This is a genomic window from Paenibacillus sp. 01T431 (assembly GCF_056398625.1).
Window position 1 is genome coordinate 72,534 of the sequence record NZ_JBFTPT010000018.1, and the last position, 17,771, is coordinate 90,304.

The following is a 17,771-nucleotide window of genomic DNA, read 5'->3' on the forward strand; positions in this document are numbered from 1 at the left end:
CCTCCTTCACTCCGTAAAAGTCGCTTTTGTACAAAAAGAGTCTAGATCGGACATTCCCGTTCATTCTAACACAAACTATACTGGGTTTGTAATTGAAGCCAATATAAGGACGGGATGAAGCATATGAAGAAGCTGAAAATAGGCGTTATTGGGCTTGGCGGCATTGCTAACTTTCATATTGAAGGCATCTTGGCAAGTGAACATGCTGAAATATGGTCGATATGTGATTGTAATGAGGAAGCGCTTTTGGCCAAAGGCAATGAACTGGGTATTCCGCTTGAGCGGCAGTATGTAAATCATTTGGATATGTTAAAGCAATCAGAGCTGGACGCTGTGACCATAGGCACACCAAACAGCAATCATTTTCAGATCGCGTATGACGCCATTATTCATCGCAAGCCATTTGCGCTTGAGAAGCCAATTGCCCTTGATGCGAGGGAAGCAGCGATTCTTAGACAGGAATTAGCGAATCATCCCATCCCTCATATGGTGTGTTTCACGTATCGTTATAAATCCGCGGTTCGATATGCGAAGCAGCTGCTTGAGCAAGGCACGCTTGGCAAGATCAATCACGTATACAGCCAGTATTTGCAAAGCTGGGGTATTAATGAGGAAATTCCACTGCTCTGGCGATTCCGCAAGGATCTGTCAGGATCGGGTGCGCTCGGTGATTTAGGTTCTCATATTCTCGATCTTAAGCGCTTCCTTATCGGAGAAACCGTGAAGGTTATCGCAGATGCAGGAACGATTGTAAAAGAGCGGGACAACCTAAATGGAGAGGGCAAAGGCGAGGTGGATGTTGATGATTTCTGTCATGTGCTTGCCCGTTTCGAAGATGGCGGCTCCTCTACGATGAACATATCCCGTTTCGCTTTTGGCCGCGGCAATTACCAACGGATCGAGATTTACGGTACGCAAGGAGCGCTCATCTACAACCTTGAAGAAGAGGATAGCCTTGAAATCAAGCTTGGAGAGAATAAGCAATTCCGTAAAATCGATATTCCAAATTCGTTCGCAGCAAATCAAATGCAGTCCTTCTTTAATTTGCTGAACGGCAAGCAAGATGGTCTCGACGCAACAATCGAGGATGGTTATATCAATCAGCTGACTCTGGATTCTATTCTCCTATCCACCCAGGAAGAGCGCTGGATTACGATAACACAGGAGGCTTCTAATAATGGCTAATATAAAGGTAACTGTCTGGAATGAATATCGGCATGAGAAGCAAAATGAACAGGTTGCAAGCATCTATCCCGAAGGGATTCATAACGCAATTGGCGGCTACTTGAAAACAGTGGATGGCTTTGAAGTAAAGACAGCGGTTCTCGACGAGCCTGAACATGGGCTAAGCGATGATGTGCTGTATCATACGGATGTGCTCATCTGGTGGGGACATCTCGCTCATGCTGAGGTGCGGGATGATATTGTCGAGAAGGTGCGCGCACGCGTCATGGAGGGCATGGGGTTAATCGTTCTTCATTCTGGCCATGGCTCCAAAATATTTGAGCGTTTGTTAGGCACTAAAACAGGAGATCTCAAATGGCGCGATGATGGCGAGAAAGAGCGGGTTTGGGTTATCGAGCACGGCCATCCGATTGCGGACGGCTTAAATGATTATATTGAAATTCCGAAGGAAGAAATGTACGGGGAGCGCTTTGACATACCCGCGCCGGATGAGCTCGTATTTATTTCCTGGTTCGAGGGGGGAGAGGTATTTCGAAGCGGCTGCTGCTACCGAAGAGGAAAAGGCAAGTTGTTTTATTTCCGGCCTGGACATGAAACATTCCCGATCTACCATCATCCAGATGTGCTGAGAGTCATTGCGAATGGCGTACGATGGGGGGCTCCTGTTCAAGGCGCAAGCATATCGCTAGGACGTGTTGCTCCGCTCGAGCCAATTGGAAAGTAAATGGTGAAGGTGTCTTATCTTTCTGTTTAGACAGAAAGATAAGACACCTTTTTTATTTTTCCAAAAAAGAGGCATTTAAAACGGAGTGAAATACGACACCTTTTCCGCAATGAAAACGGTTTCTAACGAAGAATGATCTAAGCATAATGAAGGAGAAGCATAAATAAGAGGAGGGTCAATCCTATGAAATGGTACAAAACAATTTCGTACGGGGTACTAGCGGCGGTAATGGCTTTTACGATTACGGCGTGTGGAAACGGAAATAACGCACCTGCCAATAGCGGAGGAAATGCTCCGAAAAATGAAAGCGGTAACGCTCCGGCAGCGGGTGGCAAAAAAGTTACTATTGAATACTGGCATACCTATAGCGATCAAGAAGAGAAGGTGCTCACGGAAAATATTAAGCCGCTCTTTGAGAAAGAAAACCCAGGTATCGAGCTCAAGCTGACAAGAATGCCATACGAGGGCTTGAAAGAGCAGGTTATTGCCGGAGTAGCGGGCGATGCAGCACCTGACCTCATGCGAATGGATATTATTTGGGTTCCTGAATTTGCCAAGATGGGAGCGCTGCAAGATATAAGCAAGAACGAGGGTTTCGATGCATTAAAAGCAAATACGTTCGAAGCGCCTATGGAAACGAATGCATATAACGGCGGCTACTATGGCGTTCCAGTAAACACGAATACAAAAATTGCTATCTACAACAAATCGGTTTTGGATGAAATCGGCATAAAAGAAGCTCCTGCGACAATGGATGAGTTCGTTGCAGCAGCCAAGCTTGCGGTCGCAAAAGGCAAACCGGGCGGTATTGGCATCGGCGGAGCGAACGTATGGGCAGCATCGCCTTACTTCTGGAGCCTTGGCGGTTCATTGACGAACGAGGACTATACAAAGGTTGAAGGCTACTTGAACAGCCCGGAGAGCGTAAAAGCGCTCGAAACGATTGTACAGTGGAATAAAGACGGACTCGTAACGCCTACGATTCTTGGCGGCGAGCCAGGCGCATGGGACGGTATGAAAAACAATGATTATATGATGATTGATGACGGCCCTTGGTTTTACAGCATTCTGATGAACGAAGCAGAATCGAAATTCAAACCGCTGGAGCAAACGGTTCGCGGCTTGATTCCTACTGGTGCAGGCGGCAGCCGATCTGTTGTAGGCGGCGAGGATCTTGTTATCTTTGCAAACTCGAAGCATCCGCAAGAGGCGTGGACATTTGCAAAATGGATGCTTGGCGACGAGCCGCAAAAGATCATGAGCAAGCTTGGTCTTATCCCTACAAACAAAACGGCAGCAAACGATCCGGCATTTCTTGAGCAGCCATTCGTTACAGAATACGTGAAGCAGCTTGAAACTGCACTGCCGCGCACACCGATTCCACAATACGGCGAAATGGAAGGAATCGTTAATCTTGCTTTTGAGAAAGCGGTCCGTGGAGAGCTTAAACCAAAAGAAGCGCTCGATGAGGCAGCGAAAAACATTGAAGCTATTTTGAAGAAATAAGTGAAATGCTAGAGCCTTCATCTACTGCAAAGGTAGATGAAGGCTCTAGTGAGATGAAGGATAGGGAAGGAGCATCAATATGTCTATACCAGTGACGGGGCAGCCGAAGCAAGAGCAGCGAATTCCGGCAGGCGTAAAGTTGAAAAAGGGCATTCAGCAGTGGATAAAGGTTATGCCTTATATCTTTCTTGGTGTTTTAGGAACGGCCGTATTCGTTATTTATCCGATGATTAAAAACATAATTATAAGCTTCCAGGAATACAGCATTATGCCTAATGCAGAAAATCCATTCATTGGCTTTGCAAACTACGTATCCGCATTTACGGATCCGAACAATAAAGTGTTAATGGCAATCCGAAATACGTTTCTAAACGTCGCGGTAACGGTACCCATTAACTGGTTTCTTGCCATCGTGTTTGCGGTCTTAATTAATATCCACTTCGTTAGGCATAAGATTGTGTTCCGTACGATTTATTATTTGCCCATCATCACGTCTTGGATCGTGGTCGCCTTCTTGTTCCGCTTCTTGTTCGCTGGCGGTGAATATGGCTTGATCAACTATATCTTTTATAAGCAGCTTGGCATATTCCATGAACCGATTAATTTTTTATCAAATTATTGGACGGCTATGATTGTCATCTGGTTGTTTCATATTTGGAAAACGGTTGGTTGGGGCGTAGTCATTTATTTGGCGGCCTTGCAGGGCATTTCGAAGGAATATTATGAAGCGGCGCAAATTGATGGCGCTAACGGAACGAAGCAGTTCTGGAGTATTACGGTTCCGATGTTAGGTCCTGTCACCGCATTCGTTCTTATTAACCTAATTAACGGAGCATTCAACTTCTTTCCACAAGTGTACTTTATTACGCGCGGTGGTCCGATGGATCAGACACAGACGCTGCCAAGCCTTATGTACATGCAAGCATTTAAGAACTTTAACTTTGGTTATGCATCTGCGGTAGCCGTCATGATGGGGATTGCAGTGTTTTTACTCACCTATTCTCAGATGAAAAAATTCGGCAATCAGCGTTTTTTGTAGGAGGGAGAAGAAATGAAAACTAAATGGCATATTCAGCTACTAGTTTACAGCATTATCGTGCTTGGTGCGTTGGCTTTTCTATTTCCCTTCGTATATATGATTATGACGAGCTTCATTAAAGGGGCATACTCGCTGCCGCGGCCTAAGGAAGTATTCTCCGTCATCCCAAACCTATATAACTACCAGCTAGTATGGAGCAAAAATAATTTTGCAAGGTATTTCCTGAACAGCTCGCTCGTTACCATCGTGTCTATGACAGGAAGTTTGTTTCTCGGCTGTTTAACCGCCTACGGGTTTGCGAGATTTACGTTTCCGGGCAAAGAGTTTCTATTCCGAATGTTTCTTCTGACCATGATGATTCCCGGAGTGATCAACATTATTCCACAGTTTCTAATTATCAAATCATTTGGTTTGGTTAACACCTACTGGGGGCTATGGTTAATTTATATCGGCGGCGGTGTTGTTGGCAGCACGTTCTTCTTGCGCGGATTCTTTCAAAGCATTCCGAAGGAGTACGAGGAGTCCGTGTTGATCGATGGCGGTGGCAGCTGGCGCATTTTCTGGAATATTTACCTGCCTCAGTCGATGCCGGCGATTGCGACGCTTGCAGTTCTTTCCTTTCAAGGCACATGGGAGGAGTATTTCACGGCTCTAGTCATTATTAAGGATGAGGCGCTTCGGACGCTGCCAATTGCACTGCTGATGTTCAACGATAAATATGCGACAAACTATTCATGGGTATTTGCTGCTTCCATTATAGCGCTCATTCCGACGATAATCCTTTATATTATTTTCCAAAAAAGATTCGTACAGGGTGGATTTAACGAAGGCGGAGTGAAGGGTTAAATCTAAAAACAGGAGCTATCAAATGAAACGTAAAAGAAATCGAAATAGAATAAGTTCATCAGTCATTGTTGTCATTACCTCTTTTATGATCCTTGCTTCCGGCTGCAGCGAGCAGAAGGAAATAAAGGCGGAGCTTGTGAATAGCCAAGGTATAATAAGTCGCTTGTCGACCGACAAATCGGCTTATCGTCCCGGCGACAACGTTCATTTTACGTTGGATTTGGCTAAAACGGAGTCAAAAGCGAAGGTGATTGTCCAGTATCGCCATCTAGGGGAGAAGATCGCTGAGCAAGAAGTCAAGGTGGACGGCAATTCATTGGAATGGGATTGGACGCCTCCAAAGGAGGATGGCCGAGGTTATATGGCTGAGGTTTTCTTTGCAACGAAGGAAGAAGTGAAGGATCATCAGAACATCGCAGTTGACGTGTCCACAGACTGGAGCAAATTTCCTCGTTACGGTTATTTGGCGGACTTCCACAGCATGAATGGGGAAGAGATGGCAACAGTAATCCAACGTCTGAATCGGTTCCATATTAACGGCGTTCAGTTTTATGATTGGCAGTATAAACATCATCAGCCTCTGAAGCTGGAAGGCAATCAACCAGCGTCGGAATGGCCGGATATTGCAAACAGGCCTGTCGCCTTGGATACAATTAAAGGCTATATTGACCTTGCGCACAGCAAAAACATGAAGGCGATGAACTACAATTTATTGTTCGGGGCATATGAGGGGGCAGAGGAGGACGGTGTCAAAAAAGCGTGGGCGCTGTACAAAGATCCTTCGCAAGCGAATCAGGATAAGCATCCATTGCCAGACAGCTGGGCCAGCGACATTATGCTCTATGACCCAAACAACGTGGAGTGGCAAAACTATCTGATTGATAAAGAAATTGAAGTATTTAACCAATTGAAATTCGACGGCTGGCATGTTGATCAATTAGGCGATCGCGGAGCGCTTTGGAATGCCAAAGGAGAAAGTGTAAAGCTGGCGCCGGGCTATGTATCATTTCTGAAAGCAGCTAAGGAGAAGCTGGATGTCGACTATGTGATGAACGCTGTCGGACAGTATGGGCAAGCCTTTATGGCTCCTCAGGCTCCTCTCTCATTCCTATATACCGAAGTATGGGACGGGCATCCGAAGTATGGCAACCTGAAGGGGATTATCGATCAAAACAACCAGTTTAGCAAAAATAAGCTAAACACGGTGCTTGCCGCTTATATGAACTATGATTTGGCAAACGCGAGCGGGGAATTTAATACGCCAGGCGTTCTGCTTACAGATGCAGTCATCTTCGCATCCGGCGGATCCCATCTGGAGCTTGGGGAAAATATGCTGGCCAAAGAGTATTTCCCTAATCGAAATCTCTCCATTCCAGCTGAACTGGAAGAGCAGCTTATTCGCTATTACGATTTCCTTGTCGCTTATCAGAACATTTTGCGAGATGGAGTAGAGGAATCTGAACTAATCGTATCAAGTACAGGGGACACAAGTGTTTCCGCTGCTCCAGAGCAAGGGAAAATATGGTCCTTCGCGAAGCAGAAAAGCGGAAGCGACATCGTTCACTTCATTAACTTCACTGATGCTAAATTCATGGAGTGGAATGACAGCAAGGGCGAGCAAGCTGTGCCTATTGAGCGTAAAGAAATAGACATTTCCATTGAGACAGAGCGTGAAGTTGCAAGTATCCTATTCGCCTCACCAGACTATTATCAAGGATCACCTATTAAGCTGAGCTTCAAGCAGCAAGAAGGCAAGGTTACACTTAAGCTTCCAGTCCTGAAATACTGGGATCTACTAACCATTAATTACAAGTAAGGTTGCGATAGCATGCAGAACCAAGCGATACGAAAGATAGTTTTCGTGCGCTTGGTTTTGTACACTGCAATGAAAGCGTTTGCTGATATGAACGTAATGCATGAGAATGAATGGAGCGAAGCCAGCATGGCTGCGCTCCTCTTCTATAAAACCTTCTATTTTAATCATGTTGATTTAGGTAAACTAGGAGTATCTTCTTTAACAAGGTGGGCAGCTTATGGCGCGCTTCGAGAAAATAACGAACCGATTTGCTTCAAAAATGATTTTAGCGTTTTTACTCATTATTTTGATTCCGACCACTTTATCGGGTTTCTCTTTCTATTTGGAATCTTCCGCGCTTGTAAAACGAAATGTTAGAGCATCTACCGTTCAGGTTACCAAGCAAACCGCAGATGCCTTGTCTTCTATTTTCAACGCGGGAAGCGATACATCCGATTTAATATACAGTGATTTGAAGGTGCAAAAATCAGCGATGCAATATACCTCGAGTCCGCTTAGCGAGCAGATCGAGATGACGCAATCATTAAATACGCTGCTTAATAACGTCGTGTATTCAAGCTCATTCGTAAGAATTGTTTATATCATTAAAAGTGGGGGCATCGGCTGGGGGAGCGGCACATTTTCTACACCCAAACTGCGAAAGGTTGACTTGAATCATCAAGAGTGGGTAGCGGAGTCGAAAAAGCAGGATGGCGGGTTCGTATGGCAGCCGATGCGAAAGGATCCTTTTAGCGGTGGTGGGGAAAATACTGATCTTGTTCTCCCGATCAGCCGTGCGTTAAAAGACTTTGAATCGCTTCAGCAAATCGGTCTGCTGGTCGTTAATTTAAATGGCAAGGCCATCATTAATACGATTAAGCAAGTGAAGCTGGGGGAAACCGGACGTTATATGGTCGTTAACGCACAAGGTGAAATTATGATCGATGCGGATCTTTCACGAATTGGTCAGATGGTGGAGGATGCTAAACTGCATGAGTTGATCGTACATAATGATGCAGTTGAATTCGAGTACGCTAATAAGGGCGTCCATTATTATGGCGTAAAGCAGCTGCTAAGCAATGGTTGGCTGCTGGTTGGCACAGTTCCTACGCTTGAAATAACGGGGGCGCTGGATAAGCTGCATACACGTATTTTAATAACCTCAGCATGCTTCGCTTTGCTTGCGGTGCTCGTTGGTCTTCTCATCGCGAAGAAGGTTACGAATCCAATCAAGCAATTAACGCTAGAGATGAGGAGAGTTCAGCAGGGAGATCTATCTGTTCGAACAGCGTTAACGTCTACAGACGAGATTGGGCTCATGAGTAGGCATTTTAATAAAATGCTGGATGAAATTGAACAGCTGATGCTACGAGTGGAGCAGGAGCAAAACGAGAAGCTTGAGGCCGAGGTGCGTGCGGTCACTTACCGGATTCATCCGCATTTTCTCTACAATACGCTTAGTACGCTCAGATGGCTGATTCGAGCAGGAGAGATGGAGCGAGCCGAACAAGGGCTAGCGGCTCTAACTAGACTGCTTCAAGCCAATATGGGCAAGAACGGGCAAATGATTACACTTGCGGAAGAGCTGGAGATCATTCAGAAATATATCGTTATTTTAGAAATGCGGTATGAGCAAAAATATGCTTTGGCTATAGAGGTACAGCCTGGGGCGGATCAAGTGAAAATTCCAAGGATGCTGCTTCAGCCGCTCGTTGAGAATGCGATCTTCCACGGCTTCGTGCCGCTTAATCGCGGAGGAGATATTACGATTAAGGTGACAGAGCAGCAGGGAGAGCTGCGGATTGTGATCCATGATGGTGGCTCAGGAATATCAGAAGAGAAGTTGAAACAATTGAATGCAAAGGAAGGTATGACGAAAGCAGGCATAGGAATGAAGCATGTTTATGATTCCTTAAGGCTTTATTATGGCGCAGGCTCGGGCATATCTGTTACGAGTGATATTGGACTCGGTACTCATATTCATATCGTCATCCGTTTATAAACCTAAAGCTTCCGAGTTCAGATATTGCTGCCTACAACTTCGAGGAGGAAATGACGTGAACGATTATGTTTTGATTGTGGACGACGAGCCGATTATTCGAAACGGGCTTAAAAACTTCATAAGTTGGGATGAGCAAGGGCTGACCTTAGTAGGAGATTGTGCAAATGGCCTTGAAGCATTTGAACGGCTTCGATCTCAGCCTATTGATATTTTGATAACGGATATTAAGATGCCAGTTATGGATGGACTGGAGCTAACGCGAAAGGCGCTGGAGGTTAATCCGCTAACCAAGGTTATCCTAATTAGCAGCTACAATGAATTCGAATATGTGCGTGAGGGGATGAAGCAGGGTGCTGTCGATTACTTGCTTAAGCCGTCACTGGAAGCGGGGGAACTCATTGCTGTACTCGTGCGATGTAAAGAAATGCTGCAGCAAAACCGCAGACAAGTCGTGCAAAATCAACAGTTTGATGAGCAATTGGTTTTCCTTGCGAGAAGACGTTCTGAGCAGGAAATCATACGCTTGCTCGCAACCAGCGAGTCTGAATCTAAATTAGTTGATCTTTTTGATCAGCCAAATGATCGCTACGTTTGTGCTTTTGTTGTATCGGATGGTCTAAACGAGTGGCGGGAACGATACGGGGATTTGCATATTAGCATCATGTATGAGGATATGCAGGCTTTATTTTATGAGCAATTCCAGTATGGCAGTGCGCCGATTTTGACGGGAGAAGGTCTCTTTATGATCTTACCTCTTGTGGGGAATGCAGAAGGTGAGCTTGAGCGCTTCAAGAACCGGGTTGCTGCTGAACTATCGACCTCAATTTCTATTGGTTACTGTGTGGAGCAGGAAACAGAGCGGGTGGAAACAGGACTCAGAAAAAGCCGAGCTGCAGGGGAACGAAGATTTTTTAAAGGTACGGGCAAACTCTTTGCCTATGAACAAATACCGGATGAGAGCGAAGCGGGGTCTAATTATGAGGGAATGAACATGCAGGTTATGGTTGAGCAATTTCGCACCGAGGACCATACAAAAACAGTCATCGATCGCTTCGTTTCAAGCTGGACGAAGGGTGCTCAAACACCGGAGCGCGTAAGAAAAGAAGCATATGAACTGCTCTCTGCCTATGCTTTTGTGAACGGAGGCTCAAAAACGCTATCAGATTTCCGAGAACATATTTGGCGCTGTGAGACGGTTGTTCAGCTCGAATCGACTATCCGTCAATTGTTTGAGGAAATGGAACATCCCAATCAGCTGAGGTTGGTTGATAAAGGCCATAGCGGACAGTTAATCACTAAAGCCATCGCCTACATTAAGCTCCATTACCGAGAAGACTTAACACTGCAACAAGTAGCGGATAACATACATGTAAGCAAAAGCTATTTTTCGAATTTGTTCAAAAAACAGGCAGGTCAAAATTTCATCGATTATTTAATCGATTTGAGGCTGCACGAAGCAAAACGGATGCTGGTTAAAAACGAGTACAAGATTTATGAGGTAGCTGAAAAATCCGGTTTTAACGATGTGAAATATTTTAGCAAGCTGTTTAAAAAGATGACTCAGATGACACCTGTAGAGTATCGAGATAAGCATCAACAATAGTTGATGGAGGAGATTGCCATGCTTATAAATAGGCTGATAATAATAGTGTGTTTACTTGCAATCAGCTCAGGCTGCAGCCAGCAGTCTATTCTTACAAATGACAGCAAGGTCGAGAAGTTAACAAATACTGAGAATACGGAAATCGAGTTCTGGCATACGTACAGTGATCAAGAGACTCGAATTTTGGAGGATATACTTATTCCTGCGTTTGAGGAGGCGTACCCCGCTATTCACGTCGTTCCTGTTCGGCAAAGCAACAATATGGAAATGAAATATACGCTCATCTCCAAGGCATATTCCAATAGAGCGCCTGATGTAGTGCGTATGGATATTGTATGGGTGCCTGAGTTTTCCCAAAGCGGATTGCTGCTCCCCCTGAGCGAATACGATGATTTTGGCAAAATAACGCAATCGCTGCAGAGCAATACAGGCTCAGCAGGTTATTATAAGGGTTCCTATTATTCTCTTCCCGTTAATATGAACACGAAAATTGCTATATTCAATCGTACATTGTTGGAACAGGCGGGCTTGTCAAAGCCGCCTGCAACTTTTCAGGAAGTGATTGATCTTGCTAAAAAACATCGATTCATGATTGGTATAGGGGGGCTTGAGTCGTGGAAGAGCTTGCCTTATATTTATGCGCTGGGCGGACGTATGACAGATGATTCATATTCGAAGGCATCCGGCTATTTGAATGGAGAAGCGACAATCAAGGCGGTTGAGCAGCTTTTATTGCTATATAAGGAGCAGTTGATTGATCGTACGGTTATTAACGGCGGCGGAGATAATTGGGAGGGGGTAAAGTCAGGGAAAATATTGGTCACAGATGATGGACCTTGGTTTTACAGCGTTTTTCAAGGCGAAGAGCTGGAGAGGGCGATTAACGCAACAATAGCAGTTCCGTTTCCGCCGGTTTTTGGTCCTGCCTCCATATTGGGAGGAGAAGATTTAGTTATTATGAAGGGCTCGAAAAATCCATTGCAGGCCTGGACATTTATGAAATGGATGGTCAATACGCAATCGCAAATTGCAATGTCGCAAACAGGCATAATTCCGACAAACTTGGAGGCCAAAGAGATAAAGGCGCAGGGTGAATCCTTTATTCATCCGTACACGGAGGCGCTTGATCATACATTTCTTCGTCCGCCAGTGAAAAGGTATAGTCGAATTGACGCTATTTATATAAAATATATGACCAAAATTTTTCAAGAGGAACTTTCGGTTAAACAGGGATTAACGGAAGCAGCCGCTGAGATTGATCGTTTGTTAAAGCAGTAAAATAGATTGATCCTCTAGACGAGACATGTTGTATGCAAAAAAAGCAGGAATCTATTTGTGATTCCTACTTTTTTTATTTCGAAGCGGCAGTCTGCTCCTTAACGGAGCTGAGCCATGCATCTTTAATATGAATTGAATTCACATCACTCAATCATCAGAATTTCACGAATATCCTTTTCCGATAGAGAGGATAGAGCCTCCTGACCAGGCTGGATAACCTCGTCAATCAGGTTCATTTTCTTTTGCTGAAGCTCATACATTTTGTCCTCGACCGTGCCTTGCGTTACGAGGCGGATGACCTGTACGACGTTTTTCTGTCCAATACGATGTGCACGATCGGCTGCTTGCTGCTCGACGGCGGGGTTCCACCAAAGGTCGTAGAGAATAACAGTGTCGGCACCCGTTAGGTTTAGTCCAGTGCCCCCGGCTTTTAACGAGAGCAGGAAGAGGTCGCGCTCACCGTCGTTGAATCGATTACAAAGCTCGACGCGCTCGGAGGCTTTTGTTTGTCCGTCCAAATAAAAATGAGTAATGCCTCGGTAACCCAGCTCCCGTGCGATTAGGCCGAGCATTTCTGTAAATTGTGAGAAGATGAGCAGCCGCTTGCCAGCACTCTGGCATTCCTCGATAATTTCGAGGAGCTGCTCAAATTTGGCGGAGCTTCCTCGGTAATCTTCTACGAATAAGGCAGGATGGCAGCAGAGCTGGCGAAGCCTTGTTATTCCAGCCAAAATTCGAATTCGATTTTGCTGGAAACTTTCATCGTTCAAATGCTTCACTGTTTCCTGCTGCAGCTTAGCAAGGAATCCAACATACAGCTGTTTCTGTTCAGGCAGCAGCTCCGACGCTTGTATTGACTCGATTTTGTCAGGCAGCTCCTTCAGTACATCACTTTTCAGCCTGCGCAGCAAGAACGGACGAACCCGCTTGGCGACAGCTTCTCGCGATAGCTCGTTGAAAGCTTGCTTGCTAGGAAATAACGCTGGGAAAACGGCTCCGAAAATAGACCATAGCTCCTCCAGCGTATTTTCCACGGGCGTGCCGGTCAATGCGAAGCGATACCCGGCATCAATAGCCTTAACGGCTTGCGCGGTTTGAGTCGTATGGTTTTTGAAATATTGCGCCTCGTCCAAAATAAGTGTGTGGAAGCTTTGCTTCATATAATCTTTAATATCTTTGCGCAGCAAGGGATATGAAGTTATGATCACATCCGCCGAAGAATCGCCTGTCAGCACGCCGCTGCGCTCTGACTTGGTGCCATCGGCAATAACGGCGCGAACCTCTGGAGCGAATTTCTTCAGCTCATTCAGCCAGTTGTAGGCGAGTGAAGCGGGAGCGACGATTAACGCTGGCTGCTCTCGCCTCCGAATCTCAGGAAGTACGGAAACGACAAATGCGATGGCCTGCACTGTTTTTCCGAGCCCCATATCATCGGCAAGAATGCCGCCGAAATGGTAATGGGCGAGCGTCTTCATCCATTGATAGCCATACTGTTGATAATCCCGCAGCACGTTCGCGAGATTGTCCGGTACAGGGAAATCCAAATTGTCGGGGTTACGCATGTTTTCCAGCAGCCGGCGGAACGATTTGCCAAGTCTTACCGCATTTCCGTTCTCATGTGAACCAATGAGATGAAGGCCGCGGGCTGTAGGTATCCGAAATTCAGTTCCTTGAATATCGCTCTGGCGCAGGCCGACCTCATTTAAGAAATGGATGATTTCTTGAAACTCGGCGCCATCAAGCGGCAATAACGAGCCGTTTGGCAAGCGGTGGTATTTGCGCTGCACTTCAAGCGACTTCAGCAGGTTCCGAATTTCCGATTCAGGAATGCCGTCCATATCGAACTTGAATTCCAGCCAGTCTGTACGCTCATCTACATTAATCGTTACTTTTGGCGCTGCATGCTTAGTCACAATTCGTACTTTAACAGCAGAGGTAGCGTACACGGTCAGCAGCTTCTCAAGCCGCGGGATGATATGGTGCAGAAATTCGAATTCCGAATCCTCGTCCTCCATGAAATAGCCGCCCTCTGTTTTGGCGAAGGGAACCAGCTCCATCAGCTCGAGAATGAGCCGCTCTTGTTCTCCGTCCCGCATGAGAATGCGATCAGTACCGCGTGATTTCTCGCTTCCTTCTAAAGGATTAATAATAATGTCGCCATATTGGAACTCAAGCCCTGCGACCAGCCGATCTCTTACCCGGTCCAAGTAAAGCTTCGCTTTAAGCTGCGTTTGCAGCACGCGGTCAGATATTGATTCCGCAATGCCGACACTGCCCAGCTTCATTAGTCCCGGGATGACCCTTTCCATAAACGGCTCCATTTGCGCAGGGGCAATATGAATCTTTGGCTTGCGCGAAGTGCCGAGCAGCTGCTTCATCTCCATAAGCCGTGTGCAAGATTCCGGTTTCAGCTCAATCAGCTTGCCGTTTGTAATGACCAGCTCATAATCTTCCATAATGATGATCTGATCAAGTCCCTGAATATCCAATTGATAGCCGTCGCTCGTCGCTTGATCAAACGCAAAATGGAGCGGGAGCGCTTCGTCACTCCGTTCAATGCCATGAAACGTTTGATTGTTATAGAGCAGCTGTACGGTCGGTGCAGCAGTTAGCAGAGGAAGCGTCTTATCCCATGATGAGGGAGGCACAAGCAGCATACGGTCTCCGCTTGCCGGAGCCTCTCTTAGAATTGAGCGGGACAGCGATTCCCTGAATATCTTTTCATTTCGGTAGATTTGAATAAGCCTCGCAAGCACCGCATCATTCTCCTGCTGAAAGCTGTGAACGGCTGGATCATAGGTAAAATGTTTCGAGAAAACGTAAGGCTCCCGCCGATCGACCTTTTCCAGAAATTCTCGTATTTGCTGTACGATATATAACCGTTTTGGGCCAACCTTAAGCTCAATGCCGAACATATGCTTTCGGAAGCCGTAGGGGAAAAGCTTAACAGAAATCTCTACTTCAAGAGTGGTGCGCATGTCCAAAAGCGACCGGCTTCCGCTTGTGCGGATCGGACGGTGGCTGAACAAGCCTAACATGCCGTTAGCCAGCCGAGTATCGGCTGCTTCTAACCCCGCTTGCGCGGCATATCGATTACGGAGATGGGTTGTTTCTGCTTCGTCATCATCGTAGTAAGGCCTATCCTCTGGATGAAGGAGTGAGGGGTAGATACGGGCAGGCTTATCATACTCATTTTGAAAATGATGAATTTGCAGCAGCGCCGCAGCTACATGCTGGCAATACTTATCGTAGGTGCTGAAAGCGAGACAGGAGCACTCCGCTTCGACGTCTCCATCCAGGTCAATATCGATCGTAACCTCATAGCGATGGTTGCCCATTACGATAGCTTTAAAGCTGCTTGCCTCAGGACCTTGGTCCGCAAGCGTAACTTTTCCATCTTTATAGTAGGCTTCGCCGCGTTCATAGAAGGTATCGCCGCATAGCAGCTTAATAACTCGCTCGGACAACTGTACGCTCATGGTATGGTTCCTTTCCGCTAGCGGAACGCTTGTTCCGATGTGTAAGTTAATTCTTATCATAGCAGAATATGTACAGCAGGTCACAATTCAAAATGTGGGCATTGTGCTTTTGAAATAAAAGCCTAGCATGAAACAAGGTTAATGCTAACTCTACTTTTGATGTGGTCTAGGCAGCTCTTACTGAAATCGAATGCAATCAACGGTATAATGTAGGAAGAGAAGCTAAGCTTGATTATGGGAAAAGGAGCTGGACAACCATGCATTACCGACGACTTGGAAATAGCGGCCTCAAAGTATCCGCGCTCGGTTTAGGTACCAACGCTTTTGGCAAACGCGCAGATTATGAGGCTTCAAAACAAATCATTCATAGCGCGATAGACAATGGAATCAACTTTATCGATACAGCTAACATCTATGCAGCCACCGAATCCGAAAAAATCATTGGGCAGGTGCTTGAGGGACAGCGTCAACATGTTGTTTTAGCTACAAAAGCAGGGCTAGTTCGGGGAGCAGGCGTAAATGAGCGCGGCTCGTCCAGATTTCATTTGCAGACGGAACTGGAACAGAGCTTAAAACGTCTAAAAACCGACTATATCGATCTATATCAAATTCATACGTTTGATCCTGAAACACCGCTTGAGGAAACACTTCGAGCACTAGAGGATATGGTACGCTCTGGCAAGGTGCGCTACATCGGAGCTTCCAATTACTTTGCGTGGGAGCTGATGAAGGCGCTCGGAATCAGTGATCGGCTTGGGATTAACCGCTTCGTATCGACACAAGTAAGCTACTCCTTAGCGGATCGAACGCCGGAAAACGAGCTGGTTCCGATGTGTCTAGACCAAGGCGTGGGCATCATTCCGTATTTTCCGCTGGCTGGCGGCATTTTGTCAGGAAAATACAGCGCAGCACAGCAAGCGCCAGAGGGCTCTCGCGCTCAGACCGACCCGAGTTTCCAGCGATTTATCAATACTAAAACCATTGCATTAGGTGAAAATGTAGCGAAGCTTGCGGAACAATTGGACTGTACGCCAAGCGTATTATCACTCGCGTGGCTCATGCATCAGCCTGTCGTATCTACAGTCATTGTGGGAGCGACAAAGGTGGAGCAGCTCAAAGAAAACTTGAAGAGTGTATCCTTGCAGCTGACCGCAGATACAGAAGAGGAATTGCAGAAGATTAGCCGCCCATTTCGTACGGGTGAACCTTTTGCATGGTATCGCTTGCCGTAGAGATAGACACAACGGGTACCCACACGCAAAACACTTTGAAGAAGGTGCATGGCTTGTGGGTGCTTTTTTGTATAGAAGCCTTGTTATTGTTGCATTCGTGGGCAAATTGTAGATGCAGCCTTGTTTCATCTCTATCCGATTTGTTTTATAAGTTATTATCAAATAGGAGGAGAGTGAGAGGCATGACGGAGAAGCAAACCTATTATGTATCGATTTCTGGAAAGMGGGTCGAGCCTGAACCTTCCATCAATGATCAGTTAACGGTAACCGCAACGCAGGCGGAGATCAGTGAGCTTCAGCAGCTGCTCGACCAAATTCAGCGAGACGATGAGAAAACACAATTTCGCGCACCAATCCCTTATAAATCAGCTGATAATGACAAAGCAACCGACAAGTTTAATGAGGATATCATCAAGGTTTACGAAACCGTATATGTGTTAGGCACGGCAGAAACTAGAGATCATATTCGCCAAATGAATATTTTAAACAAGCTGCAAGACTCTGATTACGACTATCCCGGATATGAGCGATAAAAAAACGGTAAGCCAGTAAACAGATAAGAGGCTGTCACTAAAGGCAAATTGCCTTAAAAGAGACAGCCTCTTTGCTTTGAAATGGATAAATGATGAAGAACATATTCAGATCAATATTGATGCCGCTCTAAGTCGTCAACGTAGTCCTTGGCCTCTTTGAGGCTGACGCCACTTTTTTTTCTAAACTCTTTAATTGCTTGAACTCTCTTTCCTGAAGCAACTAGCATGCGTAATCTATCATCGATATTTATAGGGGCGTTGTTGCGAGTCATACCGGGTGAGGAAGGAGGGGAATTCAGGTTTGGCTTGGGTGATCTCGAAAAATCCGAATGGTTGTTAGCCCGTTGAAGCTCTAATTTTATTTCGTCAACCTGCCTCTGCAAGCTAAATACTTTTAATCCAAGCAGGACGGATAGAACTAATGCACTCACAGCAACAATTTCGATCGTTTCCATTACGAATCTTCCCTTCCTGTTTTGAAAACCTATTATAACATAATTACAATTATTGTAAGGGCGATTTCGAGCTGCTGAGCAAGAATGTTTTGAT

13 protein-coding genes are annotated in these 17,771 nt (G+C 45.8%); 11 read left to right on the forward strand and 2 right to left on the reverse strand.

Translation table 11 applies throughout. The annotated features are described in order from the left end of the window. Positions 1 to 123 precede the first annotated feature (123 nt). The 9 genes from AC1DM9_RS27640 to AC1DM9_RS27680 all read left to right on the forward strand — a co-directional run bounded on the left by AC1DM9_RS27640 (position 124) and on the right by AC1DM9_RS27680 (position 11,978). The gene (locus AC1DM9_RS27640) at positions 124 to 1,185 is read left to right on the forward strand and encodes a Gfo/Idh/MocA family protein (RefSeq protein ID WP_477583279.1); all 1,062 of its coding nucleotides are present in this window, start codon (positions 124 to 126) and stop codon (positions 1,183 to 1,185) included. Then, positions 1,178 to 1,909 carry a ThuA domain-containing protein gene (locus tag AC1DM9_RS27645; protein ID WP_477583281.1) on the forward strand — a complete coding sequence of 244 codons (732 nt, stop codon included), beginning with the start codon at positions 1,178 to 1,180 and terminating at the stop codon, positions 1,907 to 1,909. The genes AC1DM9_RS27640 and AC1DM9_RS27645 overlap by 8 nt, the downstream gene beginning before the upstream one ends. A gap of 183 nt (positions 1,910 to 2,092) precedes the next feature. Next, the gene (locus tag AC1DM9_RS27650) at positions 2,093 to 3,415 is read left to right on the forward strand and encodes an extracellular solute-binding protein (RefSeq protein WP_441884376.1); all 1,323 of its coding nucleotides are present in this window, start codon (positions 2,093 to 2,095) and stop codon (positions 3,413 to 3,415) included. Positions 3,416 to 3,494: 79 nt separating this feature from the next. Then, positions 3,495 to 4,454 carry a carbohydrate ABC transporter permease gene (locus AC1DM9_RS27655; RefSeq protein WP_339205187.1) on the forward strand — a complete coding sequence of 320 codons (960 nt, stop codon included), beginning with the start codon at positions 3,495 to 3,497 and terminating at the stop codon, positions 4,452 to 4,454. A 12-nt stretch (positions 4,455 to 4,466) separates the two neighbouring features. Continuing rightward, positions 4,467 to 5,300, forward strand: a complete 834-nt coding sequence (locus tag AC1DM9_RS27660; protein WP_076270382.1) for a carbohydrate ABC transporter permease — start codon at positions 4,467 to 4,469, stop codon at positions 5,298 to 5,300. A gap of 22 nt (positions 5,301 to 5,322) precedes the next feature. After that, positions 5,323 to 7,116, forward strand: a complete 1,794-nt coding sequence (locus AC1DM9_RS27665; protein WP_477583283.1) for a glycoside hydrolase family 66 protein — start codon at positions 5,323 to 5,325, stop codon at positions 7,114 to 7,116. 217 nt (positions 7,117 to 7,333) lie between these two features. Further along, complete coding sequence (locus tag AC1DM9_RS27670) at positions 7,334 to 9,097, forward strand: cache domain-containing sensor histidine kinase (RefSeq protein WP_477583285.1); 1,764 nt, start codon at positions 7,334 to 7,336, stop codon at positions 9,095 to 9,097. Between the two features lie 55 nt (positions 9,098 to 9,152). Continuing rightward, positions 9,153 to 10,700, forward strand: coding sequence for a response regulator transcription factor (locus tag AC1DM9_RS27675; protein ID WP_477583287.1), 1,548 nt, complete (start codon positions 9,153 to 9,155; stop codon positions 10,698 to 10,700). An 18-nt stretch (positions 10,701 to 10,718) separates the two neighbouring features. After that, complete coding sequence (locus AC1DM9_RS27680) at positions 10,719 to 11,978, forward strand: extracellular solute-binding protein (RefSeq protein ID WP_477583289.1); 1,260 nt, start codon at positions 10,719 to 10,721, stop codon at positions 11,976 to 11,978. A 143-nt stretch (positions 11,979 to 12,121) separates the two neighbouring features. Here AC1DM9_RS27680 and AC1DM9_RS27685 read toward each other — a convergent pair whose 3' ends face one another. Next, entirely contained in the window at positions 12,122 to 15,457 is a 3,336-nt protein-coding gene (locus AC1DM9_RS27685) for a DEAD/DEAH box helicase (protein ID WP_477583347.1), read from the reverse strand. Between the two features lie 257 nt (positions 15,458 to 15,714). Here AC1DM9_RS27685 and AC1DM9_RS27690 point away from each other — a divergent pair, with 257 nt between their 5' ends. Together AC1DM9_RS27690 and AC1DM9_RS27695 are read left to right on the forward strand one after the other, a co-directional pair. Further along, positions 15,715 to 16,689 carry an aldo/keto reductase gene (locus AC1DM9_RS27690; protein ID WP_477583291.1) on the forward strand — a complete coding sequence of 325 codons (975 nt, stop codon included), beginning with the start codon at positions 15,715 to 15,717 and terminating at the stop codon, positions 16,687 to 16,689. 182 nt (positions 16,690 to 16,871) lie between these two features. Beyond that, on the forward strand, positions 16,872 to 17,222 hold the full coding sequence (locus AC1DM9_RS27695; RefSeq protein WP_441912881.1) for a hypothetical protein: 351 nt from the start codon (positions 16,872 to 16,874) through the stop codon (positions 17,220 to 17,222). A gap of 110 nt (positions 17,223 to 17,332) precedes the next feature. Here the strand turns inward: AC1DM9_RS27695 and AC1DM9_RS27700 are convergent, their stop codons facing one another. Continuing rightward, positions 17,333 to 17,677: a hypothetical protein gene (locus AC1DM9_RS27700; protein WP_441884354.1), complete on the reverse strand. Its 345-nt coding sequence runs from the start codon at positions 17,675 to 17,677 to the stop codon at positions 17,333 to 17,335. Between the last annotated feature and the right edge of the window lie 94 nt (positions 17,678 to 17,771).